Annotated in this window: 20 protein-coding genes; 8 read left to right on the plus strand and 12 right to left on the minus strand. The window is 70.9% G+C overall.

Features of this window, described 5'->3' with window-relative positions; all coding sequences use genetic code 11:
* Positions 1 to 118: 118 nt before the first annotated feature.
* A complete protein-coding gene (locus BJ964_RS30800; RefSeq protein ID WP_188123945.1) occupies positions 119 to 1,369 on the minus strand; it encodes an aminotransferase class V-fold PLP-dependent enzyme in 1,251 nt (416 codons plus the stop codon).
* Between BJ964_RS30800 and BJ964_RS30805 the strand changes: the two genes are divergently transcribed.
* From BJ964_RS30805 to BJ964_RS30815, 3 genes are all read left to right on the plus strand, one after another.
* On the plus strand, positions 1,368 to 2,774 hold the full coding sequence (locus tag BJ964_RS30805) for an aminotransferase-like domain-containing protein (protein WP_188123946.1): 1,407 nt from the start codon (positions 1,368 to 1,370) through the stop codon (positions 2,772 to 2,774). The two genes, BJ964_RS30800 and BJ964_RS30805, sit on opposite strands and share 2 nt — an antisense overlap.
* A 122-nt stretch (positions 2,775 to 2,896) precedes the next feature.
* Positions 2,897 to 3,439 carry a PAS domain-containing protein gene (locus BJ964_RS30810; RefSeq protein WP_188123947.1) on the plus strand — a complete coding sequence of 181 codons (543 nt, stop codon included), beginning with the start codon at positions 2,897 to 2,899 and terminating at the stop codon, positions 3,437 to 3,439.
* Complete coding sequence (locus BJ964_RS30815) at positions 3,436 to 4,356, plus strand: methyl-accepting chemotaxis protein (protein WP_188123948.1); 921 nt, start codon at positions 3,436 to 3,438, stop codon at positions 4,354 to 4,356. Before BJ964_RS30810 ends, BJ964_RS30815 begins: the two co-directional genes overlap by 4 nt.
* Here the strand turns inward: BJ964_RS30815 and BJ964_RS30820 are convergent, their stop codons facing one another.
* Positions 4,357 to 5,151, minus strand: coding sequence for an SAM-dependent methyltransferase (locus tag BJ964_RS30820; RefSeq protein WP_188123949.1), 795 nt, complete (start codon positions 5,149 to 5,151; stop codon positions 4,357 to 4,359).
* 174 nt (positions 5,152 to 5,325) lie between these two features.
* Between BJ964_RS30820 and BJ964_RS30825 the strand changes: the two genes are divergently transcribed.
* A complete protein-coding gene (locus BJ964_RS30825; RefSeq protein ID WP_188123950.1) occupies positions 5,326 to 6,534 on the plus strand; it encodes a glycosyltransferase family 4 protein in 1,209 nt (402 codons plus the stop codon).
* A 23-nt stretch (positions 6,535 to 6,557) separates the two neighbouring features.
* Here the strand turns inward: BJ964_RS30825 and BJ964_RS30830 are convergent, their stop codons facing one another.
* Positions 6,558 to 7,388, minus strand: coding sequence for an AraC family transcriptional regulator (locus tag BJ964_RS30830; RefSeq protein ID WP_229807203.1), 831 nt, complete (start codon positions 7,386 to 7,388; stop codon positions 6,558 to 6,560).
* Positions 7,389 to 7,602: 214 nt separating this feature from the next.
* Here BJ964_RS30830 and BJ964_RS30835 point away from each other — a divergent pair, with 214 nt between their 5' ends.
* The gene (locus BJ964_RS30835; RefSeq protein WP_188123951.1) at positions 7,603 to 8,178 is read left to right on the plus strand and encodes a chloramphenicol phosphotransferase CPT family protein; all 576 of its coding nucleotides are present in this window, start codon (positions 7,603 to 7,605) and stop codon (positions 8,176 to 8,178) included.
* Positions 8,179 to 8,241: 63 nt separating this feature from the next.
* Here BJ964_RS30835 and BJ964_RS49230 read toward each other — a convergent pair whose 3' ends face one another.
* Positions 8,242 to 8,907, minus strand: a complete 666-nt coding sequence (locus BJ964_RS49230) for a winged helix-turn-helix transcriptional regulator (RefSeq protein WP_188123952.1) — start codon at positions 8,905 to 8,907, stop codon at positions 8,242 to 8,244.
* Positions 8,908 to 8,916: 9 nt separating this feature from the next.
* Positions 8,917 to 9,618: an alpha/beta fold hydrolase gene (locus BJ964_RS30845; RefSeq protein ID WP_188123953.1), complete on the minus strand. Its 702-nt coding sequence runs from the start codon at positions 9,616 to 9,618 to the stop codon at positions 8,917 to 8,919.
* Between the two features lie 141 nt (positions 9,619 to 9,759).
* Here BJ964_RS30845 and BJ964_RS30850 point away from each other — a divergent pair, with 141 nt between their 5' ends.
* On the plus strand, positions 9,760 to 10,188 hold the full coding sequence (locus BJ964_RS30850) for an organic hydroperoxide resistance protein (protein WP_188123954.1): 429 nt from the start codon (positions 9,760 to 9,762) through the stop codon (positions 10,186 to 10,188).
* A gap of 62 nt (positions 10,189 to 10,250) precedes the next feature.
* Here BJ964_RS30850 and BJ964_RS30855 read toward each other — a convergent pair whose 3' ends face one another.
* The 3 genes from BJ964_RS30855 to BJ964_RS30865 are packed head-to-tail and all read right to left on the minus strand — an operon-like array spanning position 10,251 to position 12,884.
* Complete coding sequence (locus BJ964_RS30855; RefSeq protein WP_188123955.1) at positions 10,251 to 11,261, minus strand: ABC transporter permease subunit; 1,011 nt, start codon at positions 11,259 to 11,261, stop codon at positions 10,251 to 10,253.
* A complete protein-coding gene (locus tag BJ964_RS30860; RefSeq protein WP_188123956.1) occupies positions 11,258 to 12,247 on the minus strand; it encodes an ATP-binding cassette domain-containing protein in 990 nt (329 codons plus the stop codon). Before BJ964_RS30860 ends, BJ964_RS30855 begins: the two co-directional genes overlap by 4 nt.
* Before the next feature lie 43 nt (positions 12,248 to 12,290).
* A complete protein-coding gene (locus tag BJ964_RS30865; RefSeq protein WP_188123957.1) occupies positions 12,291 to 12,884 on the minus strand; it encodes a TetR/AcrR family transcriptional regulator in 594 nt (197 codons plus the stop codon).
* 85 nt (positions 12,885 to 12,969) lie between these two features.
* Here BJ964_RS30865 and BJ964_RS30870 point away from each other — a divergent pair, with 85 nt between their 5' ends.
* Complete coding sequence (locus BJ964_RS30870) at positions 12,970 to 13,695, plus strand: SDR family oxidoreductase (protein ID WP_188123958.1); 726 nt, start codon at positions 12,970 to 12,972, stop codon at positions 13,693 to 13,695.
* Between the two features lie 49 nt (positions 13,696 to 13,744).
* Here BJ964_RS30870 and BJ964_RS30875 read toward each other — a convergent pair whose 3' ends face one another.
* The 4 genes from BJ964_RS30875 to BJ964_RS30890 all read right to left on the minus strand — a co-directional run bounded on the left by BJ964_RS30875 (position 13,745) and on the right by BJ964_RS30890 (position 16,455).
* On the minus strand, positions 13,745 to 14,215 hold the full coding sequence (locus tag BJ964_RS30875; protein WP_188123959.1) for a hypothetical protein: 471 nt from the start codon (positions 14,213 to 14,215) through the stop codon (positions 13,745 to 13,747).
* A gap of 39 nt (positions 14,216 to 14,254) precedes the next feature.
* A complete protein-coding gene (locus BJ964_RS30880) occupies positions 14,255 to 14,590 on the minus strand; it encodes a hypothetical protein (protein ID WP_188123960.1) in 336 nt (111 codons plus the stop codon).
* Between the two features lie 82 nt (positions 14,591 to 14,672).
* Positions 14,673 to 15,323 carry a response regulator gene (locus tag BJ964_RS30885; protein WP_188123961.1) on the minus strand — a complete coding sequence of 217 codons (651 nt, stop codon included), beginning with the start codon at positions 15,321 to 15,323 and terminating at the stop codon, positions 14,673 to 14,675.
* Positions 15,316 to 16,455: a sensor histidine kinase gene (locus BJ964_RS30890; RefSeq protein ID WP_188123962.1), complete on the minus strand. Its 1,140-nt coding sequence runs from the start codon at positions 16,453 to 16,455 to the stop codon at positions 15,316 to 15,318. The genes BJ964_RS30885 and BJ964_RS30890 overlap by 8 nt, the downstream gene beginning before the upstream one ends.
* Before the next feature lie 309 nt (positions 16,456 to 16,764).
* Between BJ964_RS30890 and BJ964_RS30895 the strand changes: the two genes are divergently transcribed.
* Positions 16,765 to 17,307, plus strand: a complete 543-nt coding sequence (locus BJ964_RS30895) for a hypothetical protein (protein WP_188123963.1) — start codon at positions 16,765 to 16,767, stop codon at positions 17,305 to 17,307.
* The last annotated feature ends 6 nt before the right edge of the window (positions 17,308 to 17,313 follow it).

A 17,313-nucleotide genomic window follows, 5' to 3' on the forward strand; every position in this document is an offset into this window, starting at 1 on the left:
TCCGGTTTTCGGCCGGACCGCACGCCCGCTCCCGCTACGACGTCGCGGTCGGCTGACAGGTGGCCTCGGCGGCGGCAGCGTTCAGTCGCCTGACAACGGGTTTGCCGTCTGCGCGGCCTCAGTGCCGTTCGCTCGTGCGCCGGCCGGTGGCGAGCTGGGTGACGGTCTCGGCGACGGTGTCGACCTCGTCCTCGGTGTTGTAGTAGTGCGGCGAGAGCCGTAGCGCCCAGGTGACGTCCTTGTCGGCGAAGTCGTACTGGGCGAACTGCCGGTAGCTGAGCGCCGAGTTGATCCGGCGTGCGTCCAGGGCCTGCTTGAACGGCTCCGGTTCCCAGCCGGCGACGTCGAAGGTGACCAGCGCGGCCGGGTTCGGGCCGCGATCGAGCACGCGTACGCCGGGAATCCGCGTGAGCTGGTCGCGTAGCCGGGTTGCCAGGGCGGGGGTTCGCCGGGCGATCGACCTGATGCCGACGCGTAGCGCGTACCGGGTGGCGGCGGCGCTGCCGATGACGGCCGCGTAGGGGAACTCCCAGTCCTCGAACCGCGCCGCGGTGTCGACCGGGCGATAGGTGTCAGGACCGGTCCAGCGCGCGCCGTACATGTCGATGAACAACGGCTCGAAGCCGTCGCGCAGCAGCCGGTCGGAGACGTAGAGGAAGCCGGTGCCACGGGGTCCGCGCAGGAACTTGCGGCAGGTGGCGGTCAGGAAGTCGCAGCCGATCTCGTCGACGTCGATCGGGAACTGGCCGACCGACTGGCAGGCGTCGACGAGATACACCAGGTCCAGGTCCCGGCAGTGACGGCCGATCTCCGCGACGGGCTGGACCAGGCCGGAGTTGGTGGGGACGTGGGTCACCGCGACCAGTCGTGGGCGCCGGCTCCGCATGAGCTGCGCCATCGCGGTGACGTCGACGCCGCTGCCGTCAGGGCCGTCGGGCGCGTGCACGATCTCGATGCCGAACCGCTTGCGCAGCGACAGGAAGGCGATCTGGTTGGAGATGAAGTCGTTGCGGGTGGTGAGGATGACGTCGCCGGCCTGGAACGGGATGGACGACAGCGCCCGGGTGTAGGCGTCGGTGGCGCTGGCGGCGAAGGCGATCTCGCCGGGCCGGCTGCCGATCAGCTCCGCGGTGGCGGCGTAGAAGTCGCTGATCTCGCCGGCGCGGACCTCGGCGGCCTCGTAGCCGCCGATGCGCGCCTCCAGATCCAGGTGCTCGACCATCGCCTGGTGCACCGGCCGGGCGAGCAGGCCGCAGCCGGCGTTGTTGAAGTGGATCACCGACTCGCAGCCGGGGGTGTCGGCCCGTAGGGCGGTGAGGTCGAGCAGCGTTTCTCCGGCATCGGCGATAGCGCTATCGTGTTCTCTCATGTCCCAAAGTAGCACTACCGCCATGCTGGTCACCACGCTGCGGGCGGAGATCGCCCGCCTGGCGCCCGGTGACCGGCTGCCCAGCAACCGGGACCTGGTACGCGGTCACAGCGTGAGCCCGGTGACGGTGGCCCGGGCGGTTGCGGCGCTCGCCGCCGAAGGCATAGTGGTGACCAGGCCCGGAAGCGGGACCTTCGTGGCGAGCCGCCGCTCGCGCACGCCCCACACCGCGGCAGATACGTCGTGGCAGACGGTGGCGCTCGGCGACCGCAGCGTCGACGCACGCACCGTCACCGACCTGCTCAGCCCGCCACCGGCGAGCACGATCACCCTGGCCGGCGGCTACCTGCACCGCTCTCTGCAACCGACCAAGGCCCTGGGCGCGGCGCTGAGCCGGGCAGCCCGGCGACCCGACGCCTGGGACCGCACACCCACCGCCGGACTGGAAACGCTGCGTTCACAGTTCGCCCGGCTTGCCGGCGCCGACGTCGGCGCCGACGACGTACTGATCACCAGCGGCGGACAGGACGCCCTGTCCATGGCGTTTCGATCCATCGCCGCGCCCGGCAGCCCGATCCTGGTCGAGTCGCCCACCTACCAGGGCGCCCTGGCCGCCGCGCGTGCCGCCGGGCTACGCCCCGTTCCCGTGCCGATCGACGCCGACGGCATCCGCCCCGACCTGCTCGCTGACGCGTTCGCGACCACCGGCGCCCGGCTGCTCTACTGCCAGCCTGCCTTCCACAACCCGACCGGCGCGGTTCTGCCACCCGAGCGCCGCCGCCAGGTCCTCGACATCGCCCGCGCCGTGGGGGCGTTCATTCTCGAAGACGACTTCGCGCGGCTGCTCGGCCACGGCGGGCCGCTGCCGCGCCTTCTGCTGGCCGACGATGACGATGGCACAGTGGTCTATCTGACCTCCCTGACCAAGCCCGCGTCACCGAGCCTGCGTATCGGCGCGCTGATAGCCCGGGGTCCCGTGGCGCACCGGCTGCGAGCGACCAGGCTCGTCGACGACTTCTTCCTTGCCCGGCCGTTGCAGGAAGCCGCCGTCGAACTGCTCAGCACACCGGCTTGGGATCGGCACCTGCGCGGGCTGGCCACCGCGCTGCGCGACCGCTGCGCCACCCTCGCCGGCGCGCTCGCCACGGAGATCCCGGAATGGACGGTCGCCGGCGTGCCCCGGGGCGGCCTGCACCTGTGGGTACGCCTACCGGGGCCCGTCGAATCGGCTACCGCGATCGCCGATGCGGCCCGCGCACAAGGCGTCGCGGTCAGCACCGGCAACGGCTACTTCGCCGCCGAACCGCCGGGAGCGTTTCTGCGCCTCGGCTTCGCGGCGACGGCCGACCTGGCCCAGCTGTCCGAAGGCGTGCACCGGCTGAGCAAGGCGGCACTTGCGCGGTGAGGCGACAGAACGGTTGCCCGGTAGGCCGAAAGTCCCGTGAACTGGGGCTCAGTGGCTGCTCTCCTCGTGCCGTGCACCTTCCGAACAGCAGTAGTCAAGTGAGGTTCGCGAAGGGAGAGACCGTGAGGGAGACAGCGCCCCGGCCGACCGGCGAGGTACGCACCTTCGCCGCGCAGGAGCTGATCGTGACGAAGACGGACCTGAAGGGCCGGCTCACGTACGCCAATGATGTCTTTCTTCGGATCTCGGTCTTCTCCGAAGACGAGGCCATCGGCCAGCCGCACAACATCATCCGGCATCCGGACATGCCCAAGGCGATCTTCAAGCTGCTGTGGGAAACGCTCACCGCGGGTCAGGAGATCTTCGCGTACGTCGTGAACCTCGCCAGTGACGGCGCCGCCTACTGGGTTCTGGCCCACGTCACCCCCTCCTTCGACGCCCGCGGCCGGATCGTGGGCTACCACTCCTCCCGGCGACTGCCGGATCCCGCCGCGGTCAAGGCCGCCGCCGCCCTCTACCAGCGGCTGCGCGCCGAGGAACAGCGAGTCGGCGGGCAGGCCGGTCTGAACGCGTCATGGCAGCTGTTGCAGGACCTGCTGGCCGAGCGTGGTCAGACCTACGACCAGTACGTGTGGGAACTCACCAACGAAAGGGTCAGCGCATGAGGCGCCTCAAGTCCGCGACGGTGCCGGAGCAGGCCGAGACACAGGCGCTGACCGTACTGGCCGAGATCGTCGCCCGTGCCGCCGACGGCGACCTGGAAGCGCGGGTACCGCAGCTCGGGGACAGCCCGGAGGCGGCGGCGGCCCGCCGGGAGATCAACCGCCTGCTCGACGTGACCGACGCGTTCGTCCGGGAGTCCGGCGCGGCCCTGACCGCCTCCGCCGAAGGACGTTTCCACCGCCGGTTCCTGCCCCGCGGCATGCCCGGCGCCTACGCGAACAGCGTCACGATCATCAACACCGCCGTGGAGGGGATGAGCGCCGACGCCCAGCGCCTGGCCGACGCCGACCGCGCCCGCCACGCGCTGGCGGACGAACTCGAATCGGCCGTGCTGACGGTCAGCGAACAGGTCGCCACGGCAGCCACCGAGATGGGCGCCTCGGCCCATGGACTGGCGGAATTCGCCACCGGAGCGGTCAGCGACGCGGAACGCGGACGCGCCACCGTGGGCTCACTTCATCAGGCCTCCAACGAGATCCGCCGCGCCGTACACCTGATCACCCAGGTCGCGGCCCAGACGAAGCTGCTGGCACTGAACGCCACCATCGAGGCCGCCCGCGCCGGGGAGGCCGGCCGCGGCTTCAGCATCGTGGCCAGCGAGGTGAAGACCCTGGCCGGCGAGACCGCCACCGCCTCGGACGACATCGTCGAGCAGGTCACCGCCGTGCAGTCCGCGGCCGGCGGCGCGGTCGACGTTCTCGAAGCGGTCACCGCCAATCTCCGCGAGATGCACCACCTGGTCAGCGGGATCACCTCCGCCGTCGACGGTGGACAGGGCTCCACCTCCGGCCTGTCCCAGCTGGCCGAAGTGCTCCGCACCGAGGTGCACCGCTTCGTCACCACCGTCAGAGAATCCTGATCAGGACTTGCGGGCGACCGCCCCGTACGCGTCCAGCCACTCGACGGCGACCTCTGGACGCCAGTCGGTGATCTGGACCAGGCCGGGCTCCACGAACTCCAGCCCTTCGAAAAGGCTGCCGATCTCCTCGGGAGAACGCAGGATGTACGGCACACCACCGTTCTGGGCCAGCCGCTCGGCGCCCTCGACAACCGCCGGCGTGGTGTTCGTCCCGTCCCACAGCACCAGATAGCTGCCGGACGGCGTCGCCTCCATCACCTGGTTCACGATCGACGACACGACCTTGAGGTCGGGTTCGTAGCCCATGACGCCCATGAACATCACGGCGACCGGCTCGGAGAAGTCGAGCACCTTCCGGGCCTCGCCGAGGATCCGCTCGGGATCGTGGTAGTCGGAATCCACATGAACGGTACGGCCACCCTCGCCCGTCTCCGCCATCAGCGCACGCGCGTGCACCAGTACCAGAGGGTCGTTGTCCACGTAGACGACGCGGGAGTCCGGCGCGACGGACTGGGCGACCTCATGCGTGTTCTGCATGGTCGGCAACCCGGTGCCGATGTCGAGGAACTGCCGGATGCCGGCCTCGGCGGCCAGGTGCCGGACGACCCGGATCAGGAACCGGCGCGACTGCTTCGCCATCAGCACGATCTCGGGATACACCTGCTCCACCGCGTCGCCGGCCGCACGGTCGGCGGCGAAGTTGTCCTTGCCTCCCATCCAGTAATTCCAGATCCGGGCCGCATGCGGCACCTCCGGCTGGAGCCTGGCAGAGTCGGGATCATCCGGGAACGCCATGCGCCTGTTCTACGGCAGGCCCACCCGATATGCAAGCATCGATGGCTCGCCTGGCCGGGGCGGCTGCTGAACGGTCGATGGCCGCGACACGAACAGGTCCCTTGTCGCCGATCGTTCGGCCGCGCGTCACAACGGCGTCGCCCTGCCGATCGCGGTGGACCTTCTCCTGTGCTCATGCGCATCGCGCTGGTCACAGAGTCGTTTCTGCCCGACGTCAACGGCGTCGCCAACTCGGTCGCACGCGCGGCCGAGCACCTGGTACGCACCGGTCACGAGCCCCTGGTGATCGCCCCGGAGCCGCCGCCCGGCGCCGCGCCCATCGCCGGGGGACTGCCGTACCCGGTGGTGCGGGTGCGGTCGCTGCCGATGCCCGGCTACCCGCAGCTGCGCCTCGGCCTGCCGGCCCCGGCGTTGCACACCGCGATCCGGCGCCACGCCGCCGACGTGGTGCACCTGGCCAGCCCGTTCGTGCTCGGCGCCTGGGCGCAGGCGAGCGCCCGCGCCCTCGGGCTACCGTCGGTCGCGGTCTTCCAGACCGACGTCGCCGCGTACGCCCGCTCCTATCGGGTACGGCTCACCGAACGGATGGCGTGGCGGTGGATCCGTACCGTGCACAACGCCGCCGCGCGTACCCTCGCTCCCTCGACCGCATCGGTCGCCTCGCTGATCGCCGAAGGCATCCGGAGGGTGCACCTGTGGCGCCGCGGCGTCGACGATGTGCGGTTTCATCCGGCGCGGCGCAGCGCCGGCATCCGCCGCGCGCTCGCTCCCCACGGGGAGGTTCTGGTCGGCTTCGTCGGCCGGCTCGCCGTGGAGAAAGAGGTGGACCTGCTCGCCGGCGTCGCCCGGCTGCCCGGCGTGCGGCTCGTCGTGGTCGGCGACGGACCGGCGGCCGCATCGCTGCGCCGCGCCCTGCCCGGCGCGATCTTCCTCGGCGTACGGCACGGCGGCCAACTGGCCCGGATCTACGCCAGCCTCGACGTGTTCGCCCACACCGGACCGTACGAGACGTTCGGCCAGGCCGTGCAGGAAGCGATGGCCAGTGGGCTGCCGGTGGTCGCGCCGGCTGCCGGTGGCCCGCTCGATCTGGTCGCTCACGGGCGTACCGGATATCTGGTGCCCCCGCATCAGCGGGACGGGTTCACCCAGGCCGTTGCCGAACTGACCGCGGACGCCGCCCGGCGGCGGGCCTTCGGCGCGGCCGGGCGCGAGGCCGTACGGGGGAGCGGATGGGCGGCTATCGGCGATGAGCTGATCAGCCACTACCGGGCGGCACTGGGGGTTTCGCCTGCTGGGCCGGCGACCTCTGGATCCCCGTCGGTGATCCATCGGGTGCGCGGATCGGGGGGATCGCCGCCGTTGACTCACCGTTCTGCCGGATGAACCGGGGCGGTTCTTGTAAGAGATCAATCGGCCGGCAACGACCAGCCGTCCAGCACATGGCCGGGATGTTCGCGCAGGAACCGCCGCCGGACCTCGACGTACCGGGTCGGTGTGAGCCCGGTGAACGCCCGGAACTCGTGACCGAAGTGGGCCTGGTCGAAGTAGCCCGCAGCACCGGCGAGGTCGCTCCAGCCGACCGGTCCGGCGGGGTCGATCGCGAACACGGTGGCGGTGAAGCGGTGGGTACGGGCCAGCCGCTTCGGGGTGACGCCGATGAGCTGCTTGAACCGCTGTGCCAGATGGGTGCCGCTGACACCGGCCGCCACGCTCAGGTCGCCGATCGCCACCGTCCCGCCGGCCGCCGCGATGACGCCGCTCGTGTGGCGGACCAGCCCCAGGCCGGTGGTATCGCACAGCCGTCGCATCAGCTCCTGCTCGAGCAGCGTGAGCATCTCGTGCGGTCCGGGCGCTGCGGCCAGCCGCTCTCGCAGCTCAGAAACAGCGGGCCGGCCCCAGACCTGCTCCAGCGTCACCGGCCGGTCGCACAGTTCGGCGGCGGGCATCGGCAGGAACGGCGCCAGCCCCCACGGCTTGACGTGTACGCCGACGGACCGGGTTCGGAGTGGGTAGCCGAACTCCAGCACGCGGGTGCGCATGGTGACCACGCAGCCGTCGGCGTACCCGGCCGTCTCGATGTCGGCGCCGGCGCGGATCCGGAACGGCGCCCCGAGGTTGACGATGAGCAGGGCCGCCGGCGCCGGGGGCAGCAACAGCCGGGCGTACGGCGGGGCGCCCTCCAGGTAGTAGAGGTCGTCGATCAGCCCGTCCAGCGGCGGTCGCGGCACTCTGGACACGTACTCCACGCTCACAGCATCGCAGGCGAGCGCCGGGGTGTTGGCAACGCTGGCCGTCCCCTTCGTGCGAGTTGAGGTGCCGATGGAAAGCATCACCAAGAATCGCCGGGCAGCACGACCGGGCCCGCGAACGCCTGCACGAGGTCATGGCGCCGCCCGGCAAGTGCACCCACACGCGGCGCCGTTGAGCGCCTGTCGTTAGGGTCTGGGCGTGATGTCAGCGCGAGCGGGCCGGATCATCCTGCTCAACGGGGCTTCCAGTTCGGGCAAGAGCAGTATCGGCCGGGCGCTGCTTCCGCTGTTGCCGGACCCGTGGTTCTTCGTGCCGGTGGACGCGATCAATGCCATGCGTTCCACCGTTCACACCAGGGTGCTCGACGACACGGACATCACCGAGATGCTCACCCGGACCCGTCTCGGCTACCACCGCGCCGTGGCCGCGATGGCTTCCGCCGGCAACGACGTCATCATGGACTATCCACTCAGCGAGCAGTGGCGCGTTGCCGATCTGCTCGAAACGCTGGCGGAATACGACGTGACACTCGTGGAGGTTCGATGCTCGCCGGATGAGTTGGAACGACGCGAGCGCCGGCGCGGGGATCGCCCGATCGGGCTGGCCCTTTCCCAGGCCCTGGTCTACACCCACGGCGAGTTCGACATCGTCGTGGACACCACGGACACGGGTCCCGGCGAGTGCGCAGAGCAGATCGTGCGCTCACTGGGTGCGCTCGTGTCCCCCAAAGCTTTCGATCGGCTCCGGCTCCGTCAGCCGTGCGAACGCCGCCACTGAAGCCGGGACCGCGTTGCGGCGCGGATTCGGAGAGGAACTCACGGCCCGTTGTCAAGGCGGTGGTCACCGGGTGCGCGGAGGTGGGAGCCGGAACAGGCCCGTCAGCCGGCGCAGGGCCTCGCCGTCACCGGATGCCGAGGCAGCGCCGCTCTCGACAGCGTCGGCGAAGGTGAGGCCTTGACCGGTCAGGCGGACGAACGCGTCCGCGGTGATCGTGATGACGGCGTCCGGGTTCTGGGCGGGCCCGTGCACCGCCTCGATCGTTCCGTCGCTGATGCGGGCGTGGAAGGGCTCGTCGTCGATGCGGAACTCGTAGACGGCGTGAAGTCCCGCGGCGGTTTCGGCGTCGAAGCACGCCCGCAGGCCGAGCACCGCCCATCCGGGGTGGAACGTCTCGCTCGCCAGGCGTTCGCCCATCGCCCATTTCAAACCCCATCGGGCCAGTGCCAGGACGGCCGGGCCGAGTTCCTCGCCCGCCTCGGTGAGCGCGTATGCCGGGGTACGGGCGGGCGGCGGCAGCGTGATCTTGCGGGCGAGTCCTTCGCGTTCGAGGTGCTTCAGGCGGGCGGCGAGCAGTCCGGTGCCGAGGCCGCGCAGGCTGGCCTGTAGATCGCCGAAACGCTTGGGCCCGGTCAGTAGTTCGCGGATCAGCAGCAGTGTCCAGCGTTCGCCGATGAGGTCGAGGGTGCGCGCGGTGGCGCAGTACTGGTTGTACGTTCGCTGTTCCACTTCACAATTCTAGACTTCACGCTTCCTGTTCTTGTACGGGTGAGCATCCAGCAGCAGCCGGGTGAGCGGCTCCGGGTGGGTCAGCATCACGTCGTGCGGGCCGTCCAGCGCGACCGTCCGGTATCCCACGTCCGCACCGAGCCGGGCGAACGGGAAGGTCTGCGGCCGGCAGTAGATGGCCGTGCCGGCGATCCGGTCGACGGCCCCGGTCAACCGGGTGGGCTCGGTGAACGTGCGGATCGGCTGGGGGAGAAGGCGGGCCGCCAGGCCGGCAGCGGTGTCCGGGTCGACGATGCCGAAGGCCGCCGGCGGCGGGGCGGGGATCCGGCGGCTGTCGCCCTGTGCCTCGGCGGCCGCCCGGACCGCCGTGACGAAGGTGTCCGGGGCCAGGTCGAACATGCTCGAGCCGTCGGGGCCGGCCCATCCGTCCACGAGGACGATGTGGGCGACCGCATCGGGTCGCTGGTCGGCCGCCTCCCGGACGACCAGGCCCGCGTAACTGTGCCCGACCAGGACGATGTCGTCTCGCCCGGCCACGATGCCGTCGACCGCGGCGACGACCGCCTGGACGTGGTCGTGGAGCCCTTGGTCCGCGGCGGCTGTGAGGTCCGGGGTGAGCGTGCGCATCCCGGCGGCGTGCAGCAGCGGGACGACCCGGTCCCACGCCCACGGGGCGTGCCAGGCGCCGTGGACGAGGACGAAGGTGGTCATACGGTCTCCTCCGTGCGCAGCAGGGGCAGCATCAGGTCGGCGAACTCTTCCAGGCCCGCGTCGTGCCTCCGACCGTAACCCTTGACTTCCTGTTTTTGAAGTGTCAGCTTCTTTTTCAGGCAGCAAGGGAGAGGAAGAGGGATGACCTCAGCGATCTACACGGCGCAAGCACACGTCGCCGGAGGCCGGAACGGGCACGGGCGCACATCGGACGGACGACTGGACCTGGCCCTGCGACAGCCGAAGGAACTGGGCGGCGACGGCGACGGATCCAACCCGGAACAGCTCTTCGCGATCGGCTACGCCGCCTGCTTCGGCACGACGCTCGCCCTGCTCGGACGGCGTGGCGGGCTCCAAGCCGACGACGCGGAGATCGATTCGTCGGTCGCACTGGTCCCGGGCGACGGCGGCCGCTTCGAACTGGCGATCGAGCTGCGGATCTCACTGCCGTCGGTCACCGGCCGACAGGCGGCCGACCTGGCCACCGCGGCACACCAGGTCTGCCCGTACTCCAGCGCCACACGCGGCAACATCGAGGTGAAATTGATCGTCAACGGCATCGACCTGTGACACGGTGCCCGCTCCTCCCGAAGGAAGGAGCGGGCACACCCACGTGCCCGGCTCCGGCCGCCTCAGTTGACGTCTCGGACCCGCATCGCCCACATCGCCGCGCCCACCACGACGGCCAGCACGACCGCCGAGCCCACGCCGGCCATCTGCCACGTCATCGTGAACGTCTCGGCCGCACAGTCGCCGGAGGCCGCCACACTGTCGCAGGACCAGTTCTCCAGGACTTCCCGCTGATACATCCAGACATAACCCCACAACGGTACGAGGTACGCCTCCGGGAACTTGAACCCGCTGAAACCGGCGAGCACGTAGACACCGATCTGCACCGCCGTGAGGCCGATCAGCGCGCCCAGCGCCATACCGGTGTGCCGGCCCAGCGACGCCAGCGCGAACCCGATGGCGCCGGCCGCCAGAACCAGGCCCACACCCCGCAGCCCCATCAGCCCGAACGACTGCCAGACACCGGAGGTCATCCCTCCCGTGTCCCCGCGGAACTCGGCGATCAGCCGGAACGCTCCCGCCCACGCCGCACCCAGAAGCACGGTGACGCCGGCCAGCCAGCCGAGGAAGACACCCAGCTTGGTGCCGAGCACCACCAGCCGCTGAGGCCGCCAGAGCAGCAGGTTCATCATCGCTCCGGAGTGCCATTCCGCGCCCACGAACGTCGCCCCGATCAGATACGCCGCCGCGGCCATCAGCAGCGCGAACAGGGCGATCATGTCGGGGAACTCGTCGCGCAGGTCGAAGGTCTCCGGCAGATACCAGGCGTACTCGAACTCGCTCGGCCGTGGGGTGTAGATGTCGGCGCAGTTCGACGGGAAGTTCGAGGCCTCCGCCGAGCCGGGGACCGCGGCCAGGCACCGCAGCTTCTCCACCTCGGCGTCGGCCGCCGCCTGCTGGTACTGCCGCGCGGCCTGCTGCTTCGCCGCGGCGACCTGGGCCGGAGTGGCCTTCTGATTGCTGACGAACGTGCCGGCGGCGAAAGCGGCCAGCACCAGTACCACGCCGGCCAGCAGCACCGAGGTGAGCCGGCGCCGGAACAGCCGCCGGGACTCCGCACGAACCAGGCTCATCGACCCCACCCATCCTGACCCGCGGCGAGCGCGCTCTCGTCCACCTGCCGGTGGTGACCCTCGACCGGTGCGGTCCCGGTCAGTTCGAGGAACGCGTCCTCCAGATCGGCGGCGACCGGTGTCAGCTCGCACAGGTAGATCTCACGCTGCGCCAGCAGCCGGGTGATCTGTGCCGGGCCGGCGATGTCACGGACGGTCAGATGGCCGGCGGTCTCCACGGTGACCTGGGCGCCGGCCTCCCGCAGGATCCGGGCCGCCTCCTCCTGGTCGGTGTCGGGTTCCAGGCGTACCCGGACGGCGCCGGAGTCGTGTCGGGCGAGCACCTCGGCGACCGATCCGGCGGTGATCCGCCGGCCGGCCGAGATGATCGTCACCGAGTCGCAGATCAGCTGGATCTCGGCGAGGATGTGGCTGGACAGCAGCACCGTCATCCCGGACGCGGACAGGTCCCGCATCAGGGTGCGCATCTCCCGGATGCCGCCCGGGTCGAGGCCGTTGGCCGGCTCGTCCAGGATCAGCAGTGTCGGCTTCTTGAGCAGGGCGGACGCCACCGCCAGGCGCTGCTTCATACCGAGGGAGTAGGTCTTGACCTTCTCCTTGGCGCGGTCCCGCAGGCCCACCAGGTCGAGCACCTCCGGCACCCGGCCACGGTCCACACCGCCGGCGTCGGCGAGCAGCGACAGGGTGGTCTCGGCGGTGAAACGGCCGAAGAACTGCGGGCTTTCCACGATGGCGCCGACCCGGCCGGCGACCTCCGGCAGGTGCCTGGGCACCTCCCGGCCGAGCAGCGTCATCCGGCCGCCGTCGGGCTGAATGAGGCCGAGCAGCGTACGCAAGGTGGTGGTCTTGCCCGAGCCGTTCGGCCCGAGGAAGCCGTGCACCTGTCCGGCCTCGACGACCATGTCGAATCCATCGAGCGCGTTACGCGCGCCCTTGCGGCTGCGATAGGTTTTTCGCAGCCCCGATATTTCCAGTACGGGAGTCACGCGCGGAACCTTAGAACAGCCCCGCGACCCCGGACCCGGTGGCTCAGTCCTCCTTCGCCGTCTCCCAGGGCAGCCGGGCGGTGAAAAGCGTGACCATGGCGTGGAGTTCGTCGCGGGTGGCGCCGGAGGCGGCCTGCACGGCGATGCCCTGGGCGAGCGCGAAGACGTAGGAGGCGATGGCGGCCGGGTCGGCTGTGGGGGGCAGTCCGCCCTGGTCCCGCAACTCGGCGAAACGTTGCGCGAGCAGGCCCTCGCCGGTGCGGCGCTGGGCGGCGAGCAGTGTGGCCGCCTCGCCGCCGGTCAGCGCGCCCTGGACCAGCAGGCATCCCGCCGGGGTCGTCTCGCCGGTGGTCGACTCGACGGCGCCGTTCAACCAGGCGCGGACGATCGCGCCGGCGGTCGGCTCGCGCATCGCCGCGGCCGAGTAGGTGACGACGTCGTCGATGTAGTGCCGCACGGCCTGCCCGAAGAGGCCCTGCTTGGACCCGAAGGCGGCGTAGACGCTGCCCGGCTGGAGACCGGTGGCGGCGCACAGGTCGGTCATCGTCGCGCCGTCGTAGCCCTTCGCCCAGAAGACCCGCATCGCGCCGTCGACGGCCGCGCCGGTGTCGAAGGCGCGTGGCCGGCCCATCGCCATCGGAGATCCTCATTTCTTGAGCTTGCGTTCAAGATACCAGGCGTGACATCTTGAACGCCCAATCAATAAGTCGATCGGAGCAGTCATGGGCACTCTCGTGGGACGCGTCGCGCTCGTCACCGGCGGAGCACGCGGCATCGGCGAAGCCATCGCCCGCCGCCTCGCCGCGGAGGGCGCCGCCGTCACGATCACCTACGGCTCGTCCGCCGAGCCCGCCCGGCTCGTCGCCAAGGAGATCGGCGGCGTCGCGGTCGCCGCCGACGGCGCCGACCGGGCCGCGGTCCGGGCCGCCGTGAACGACACCGCGACCCGGCACGGCCGGCTCGACATCCTGGTCAACAACGCCGCCGTACCCGCCTTCGGCCCGATCGGGCAGATCAGCGACGAGGCATTCGACCAGGCGATCGCCGTCAACCTCACCGCGGTCCACACGGCCAGCCGGGAAGCGCTGCGCCACCTCGGCGAAGGCGGCCGGATCATCACGATCGGCAGCGTCAACGCCGACCGGGTGCCGTTTCCCGGCGGCACCGCCTACGCGCTGACCAAGGCCGGCGTCGCGGGCTTCACCCGGGCGCTCGCCCGTGAGGTGTCCGCGCGGGGCATCACGGTCAACAACGTGCAGCCCGGCCCGATCGACACCGCCATGAACCCGGCCGACGGCCCGCTGTCGGCGGTCCTGCTGCCGCACATCGCGACCGGCCACTACGGCACGGCCGACGAGGTGGCCGCGCTGGTCGGGTTCCTCGCCGGACCCGAGGCGGGCTACATCACGGGCGCGTCGATCAACATCGACGGCGGCTTCACCGCGTAACCGGGATCAGCCGATGAGGCCGCCGGGCGAGACGACCGGGCGGTGACGGTCAGCTCGCCGGGACCGCGGTGGCCGCGGCGGCGACCGCGACGACGCCGACCGGCTCGCCGTCGAGGACCAGCAGGGCACGGGTCGGCGGCTGCGAACTGCCGTGGTCGGCGGCCCAGGCGGTGATCGCTTTCTGCGTCCCGGCGGGCAGGATGATCCGCTCGTCCTCACGAGTGGCGGTGACGGTGCCCTTGGGGCCGTCCAGGGAGGCGCACATCGCCGCGCCGGCGGATTCCACGTACCAGGAATCGAAGTCGCACGGCATCGAGAAGGAGCCGAACCAGCCGTCCTGCTCGCCGGGGGTCGCCGGGGTGGTCAGCTCGTCGTCGATCAGATACACCTGCACATCGGTGGCGCCCGCGGGCAGCTCGGCGGCCTGCGCTGGCCAGCCGAGCCACAGCACGAACGCGGTGACCAGTGTGCCGCCGGCGACGGCGCCCCAGATCGTGATGGGACCGGGTCGGAACTTCATCAAGACTCCCTCTGTCGCTGTTGTGGAAGGTGCGGTTGCTCAGGTCCCGCTCACGGAAACGACGCTACGGGCGACGGCCCGCCCGGGCGTCCGTCCACGGTGCCGACCGGCCGTGGCACCGCGGTACCACGCGAGCAGGCAGCGCAGGCCACCCCGATGCGGGCAGCCGGCGAGATGGTGGTGCGCCCGCGCCGGCCGTCCCGGCGCCACTGCCGCGGCGAAACGCCGCGGATCACCGAAGGCTTCCAAAGGCGACTGCCCGGTACGACGGCAGTGGGCGCGCACGTGGGCGATCAGCGGCGTGGAGGCGTGGTACCCGATGCCGCGGTCGGCCAGGGCGAACCGGGCCGGCAGTTCCCATTCGTCGAATTCCACGGTGTTTCCTTCCACGTTTGTGGGCATGCCGAGGAGGACGTCGCGCGGGTGCGCACGCCTGGAGGTGGGGGAGTGGCCGGTGCTAGACCAGGCCGTGGGTGTGGGCCCAGATCACCGCGTGGACACGGTCGCGGGCGCCGAGTTTGGCCAGGACCCGGCCGACGTGGGTCTTCACGGTCGACTCGGACAGGAACAGCTCGCCGGCGATCTCCGGATTGGACAGGCCCCGCCCGATGGCGATCAGGACCTCACGTTCCCGGCTGGTCAGTTCGCCGAGCAGAGCAGCACCGTCCGGGGTGGTGACCCGGCCGCCCTGGTAGTGGTCGAGCAGGGTGCGGGTGATCCGTGGAGACACGACCGCCTCGCCGCCGGCGACCGTACGGACGGCTCTGACCAATTCCGCCGACGGCGCGTCCTTGAGCAGGAATCCGCTGGCCCCGGCCCGCAGGCCGTTGAACGCGTACTCGTCGAGGTCGAAGGTGGTGAGGATCAGCACCCGGGTGCCGGGGCAGTGGGCGACGATGTCGCGGGTCGCCTCGATGCCGTCCATGATGGGCATCCGCACGTCCATGAGCACCACATCCGGGCGCAGGTCGCGGGCCATCAGCGCCCCGGCGCGGCCGTCGCCCGCCTCGCCGGCGATACGCAGCCCCGGCGTGGCGCCGAGGACCATGGCCATGCCCTCGCGCAGCAGCTCCTGGTCATCGACGAGCAGCAGGGTGATGTCAGTCATCGGTTTCCTCGGTGGGGTGGGGCAGGGTGACCCGGACCGCCCAGCCGGAGGCTTCGCGGCCGGCTTCGACCGTGCCGCCGTAGAGGGCGGCCCGTTCGCGGAGCGCGTTCAGGCCCTGTTCGCTGCCGACCGACGGGGCCGGGCCGGCGCCGTGGCCGTCGTCGAGGACGGTGATCCGGATCGGGTCGCCGCTGTAGTCGAGGTCGACGAGTACCTCGGTGGGTTCCTCGGCGTAGCGCAGCGCGTTGGTCAGCGCCTCCTGCACGCTGCGGAACACCACCCGTTGCAGGCCCAGCGATCGCGGGCCGGGGCCGTGCCGCCGTACCGTCACCGGCAGGCCGGCGATGCGGAACGTCTCGATCAGCGTCTCCAGGTCGCCGGGCACGTCGGGGCTGCCGTCGTGCAGCACGCCGAGCAGCCGGCGCATGTCCTTCATCGCCTCCCGGCCCAGGTCGGCGGCCCGTTGGACGGCCCGCCGGGACCGTTGCGGGTCGCTGTCGGCCACCGCCGTCGCCCCGTCGGCCAGCCGCACCATGATGGTCAGGTTGTGCGCGACGATGTCGTGCAGGTCGTGGGCGATCCGGGCGCGTTCGCGGGCCGCCGCCAGCAGACCCTCCTGCTCCTTCTCGCGGGCCAGTCGGGCGGCCCGGTCGAGCAGCGCCCCCACGTACCGGCGGCGGGCGGCGACGTTCGCGCCGATCAGCACCGATGCCACCACCGTGACGCCGTAGAAGAACAGGAACCAGCCCAGGCCGTCCCGGCCGGAACGGTGGATCGTCTCGGCGCCCAGCACCGCGAGCGAGCCGACGGTGCCGACCGTGGCCGAGTGCAGCGACCGGTGCGCGGCCAGCGAATACATCGCCACCGCGTAGGGCGCCACCATCACCCCGCCGGTCAGGGCGTCACCGGCGACCACCACCGCGAGCACCGCCCACGGCTCCCGGCGCCGCCAGATCAGCGACAGCGCGGCGATCGTGTCGGCGGCGAGCAGCCACCAGTCCGGCTGACCGGGACCCCACCGCAGCAGGTCGACGCCGGCCCCGGCGACCAGGCAGAAGCCGACGACGACGCCGGTGCCCAGGCGGGGATGCCGCGCCCAGAAGGCCCGCGACGCACCCGGTGCCGGTTCCACGTCAGGCCGCCCGGCGAGCAACGGCGAACACAAACGGGGCCATGAGCACGCAGTATCCGATCTCGACGGCCGACCGTCGCCGAAATGTGCCGCACGGCACCCCGTACGCCTTCGGCGGTTGATGAATCTCGATCACGCTGACGACGCTACGCAGGCCGTGCCCGCCCGCCATCCGACCGCGGTGCCCACCGGCTGTGGTACCGGGGTACCAGCGTCGCGACGCTTTCGAAAAAGAAGTTCGCGGACGCGGGAACATCCGTGCCCGCACGCCTCTCTGATCATCAACGAACAGAGCAGGGAGGCAAAGAGATGACCGAGTACATGGACAACAACGCCGACGGCTACTACGAGACGCTGGTCGCTGACACCGACGCCGACGGCCACTACGAGACCGTGGTCGCCGACATGAATGCGGACGGCACCTACGACGTGGCCGCTATGGACACCAACGGTGACGACATGGTCGACCGCGTGGCCGCTGACCTCGACGGCGACGACATCGCGGAGAGCTTCTTCGCCGACCGTGACGTCGACGGCCTGTTCGACGCCGCCGGTGTCGACACCGACGGCAACGGGGTCGTCGACTACACCGTCCTGGATGACGACGCCGATGGCATCATCGACATGGAGATCATCGACGCTGACGAGAACGGTGTCGACGACGCGGCCGAGGCAGCCCCGGCCGCCGGCTACACGACGGTCGACGGCGCGCCGAACTACGACGATGTCCCAGGCGTGATCCTCGAGATCACCGACGAGACCGGCCAGGACACCGCCGGCACGCCGGACAGCGACGGCGACACCGTCGCAGATGACCTCGACGCCGCGCCCGCCGACGCACGACGATCCTGACCGCCG

This window comes from Actinoplanes lobatus, assembly GCF_014205215.1.
Lineage (GTDB): Bacteria > Actinomycetota > Actinomycetes > Mycobacteriales > Micromonosporaceae > Actinoplanes > Actinoplanes lobatus.

Excerpts from the sequence above, each read along its gene's own strand:
- BJ964_RS30800 (WP_188123945.1), bottom strand. The coding sequence starts at position 1,369 with ATGAGAGAACACGATAGCGCTATCGCCGATGCCGGAGAAACGCTGCTC.
- BJ964_RS30875 (WP_188123959.1), bottom strand. The coding sequence starts at position 14,215 with ATGAAGTTCCGACCCGGTCCCATCACGATCTGGGGCGCCGTCGCCGGC.
- BJ964_RS30805 (WP_188123946.1), top strand. The coding sequence starts at position 1,368 with ATGTCCCAAAGTAGCACTACCGCCATGCTGGTCACCACGCTGCGGGCG.
- BJ964_RS30815 (WP_188123948.1), top strand. The coding sequence starts at position 3,436 with ATGAGGCGCCTCAAGTCCGCGACGGTGCCGGAGCAGGCCGAGACACAG.
- BJ964_RS30825 (WP_188123950.1), top strand. The coding sequence starts at position 5,326 with ATGCGCATCGCGCTGGTCACAGAGTCGTTTCTGCCCGACGTCAACGGC.
- BJ964_RS30885 (WP_188123961.1), bottom strand. The coding sequence starts at position 15,323 with ATGACTGACATCACCCTGCTGCTCGTCGATGACCAGGAGCTGCTGCGC.
- BJ964_RS30870 (WP_188123958.1), top strand. The coding sequence starts at position 12,970 with ATGGGCACTCTCGTGGGACGCGTCGCGCTCGTCACCGGCGGAGCACGC.
- BJ964_RS30865 (WP_188123957.1), bottom strand. The coding sequence starts at position 12,884 with ATGGCGATGGGCCGGCCACGCGCCTTCGACACCGGCGCGGCCGTCGAC.
- BJ964_RS30845 (WP_188123953.1), bottom strand. The coding sequence starts at position 9,618 with ATGACCACCTTCGTCCTCGTCCACGGCGCCTGGCACGCCCCGTGGGCG.
- BJ964_RS30835 (WP_188123951.1), top strand. The coding sequence starts at position 7,603 with ATGTCAGCGCGAGCGGGCCGGATCATCCTGCTCAACGGGGCTTCCAGT.
- BJ964_RS30895 (WP_188123963.1), top strand. The coding sequence starts at position 16,765 with ATGACCGAGTACATGGACAACAACGCCGACGGCTACTACGAGACGCTG.
- BJ964_RS30820 (WP_188123949.1), bottom strand. The coding sequence starts at position 5,151 with ATGGCGTTCCCGGATGATCCCGACTCTGCCAGGCTCCAGCCGGAGGTG.
- BJ964_RS30850 (WP_188123954.1), top strand. The coding sequence starts at position 9,760 with ATGACCTCAGCGATCTACACGGCGCAAGCACACGTCGCCGGAGGCCGG.
- BJ964_RS30855 (WP_188123955.1), bottom strand. The coding sequence starts at position 11,261 with ATGAGCCTGGTTCGTGCGGAGTCCCGGCGGCTGTTCCGGCGCCGGCTC.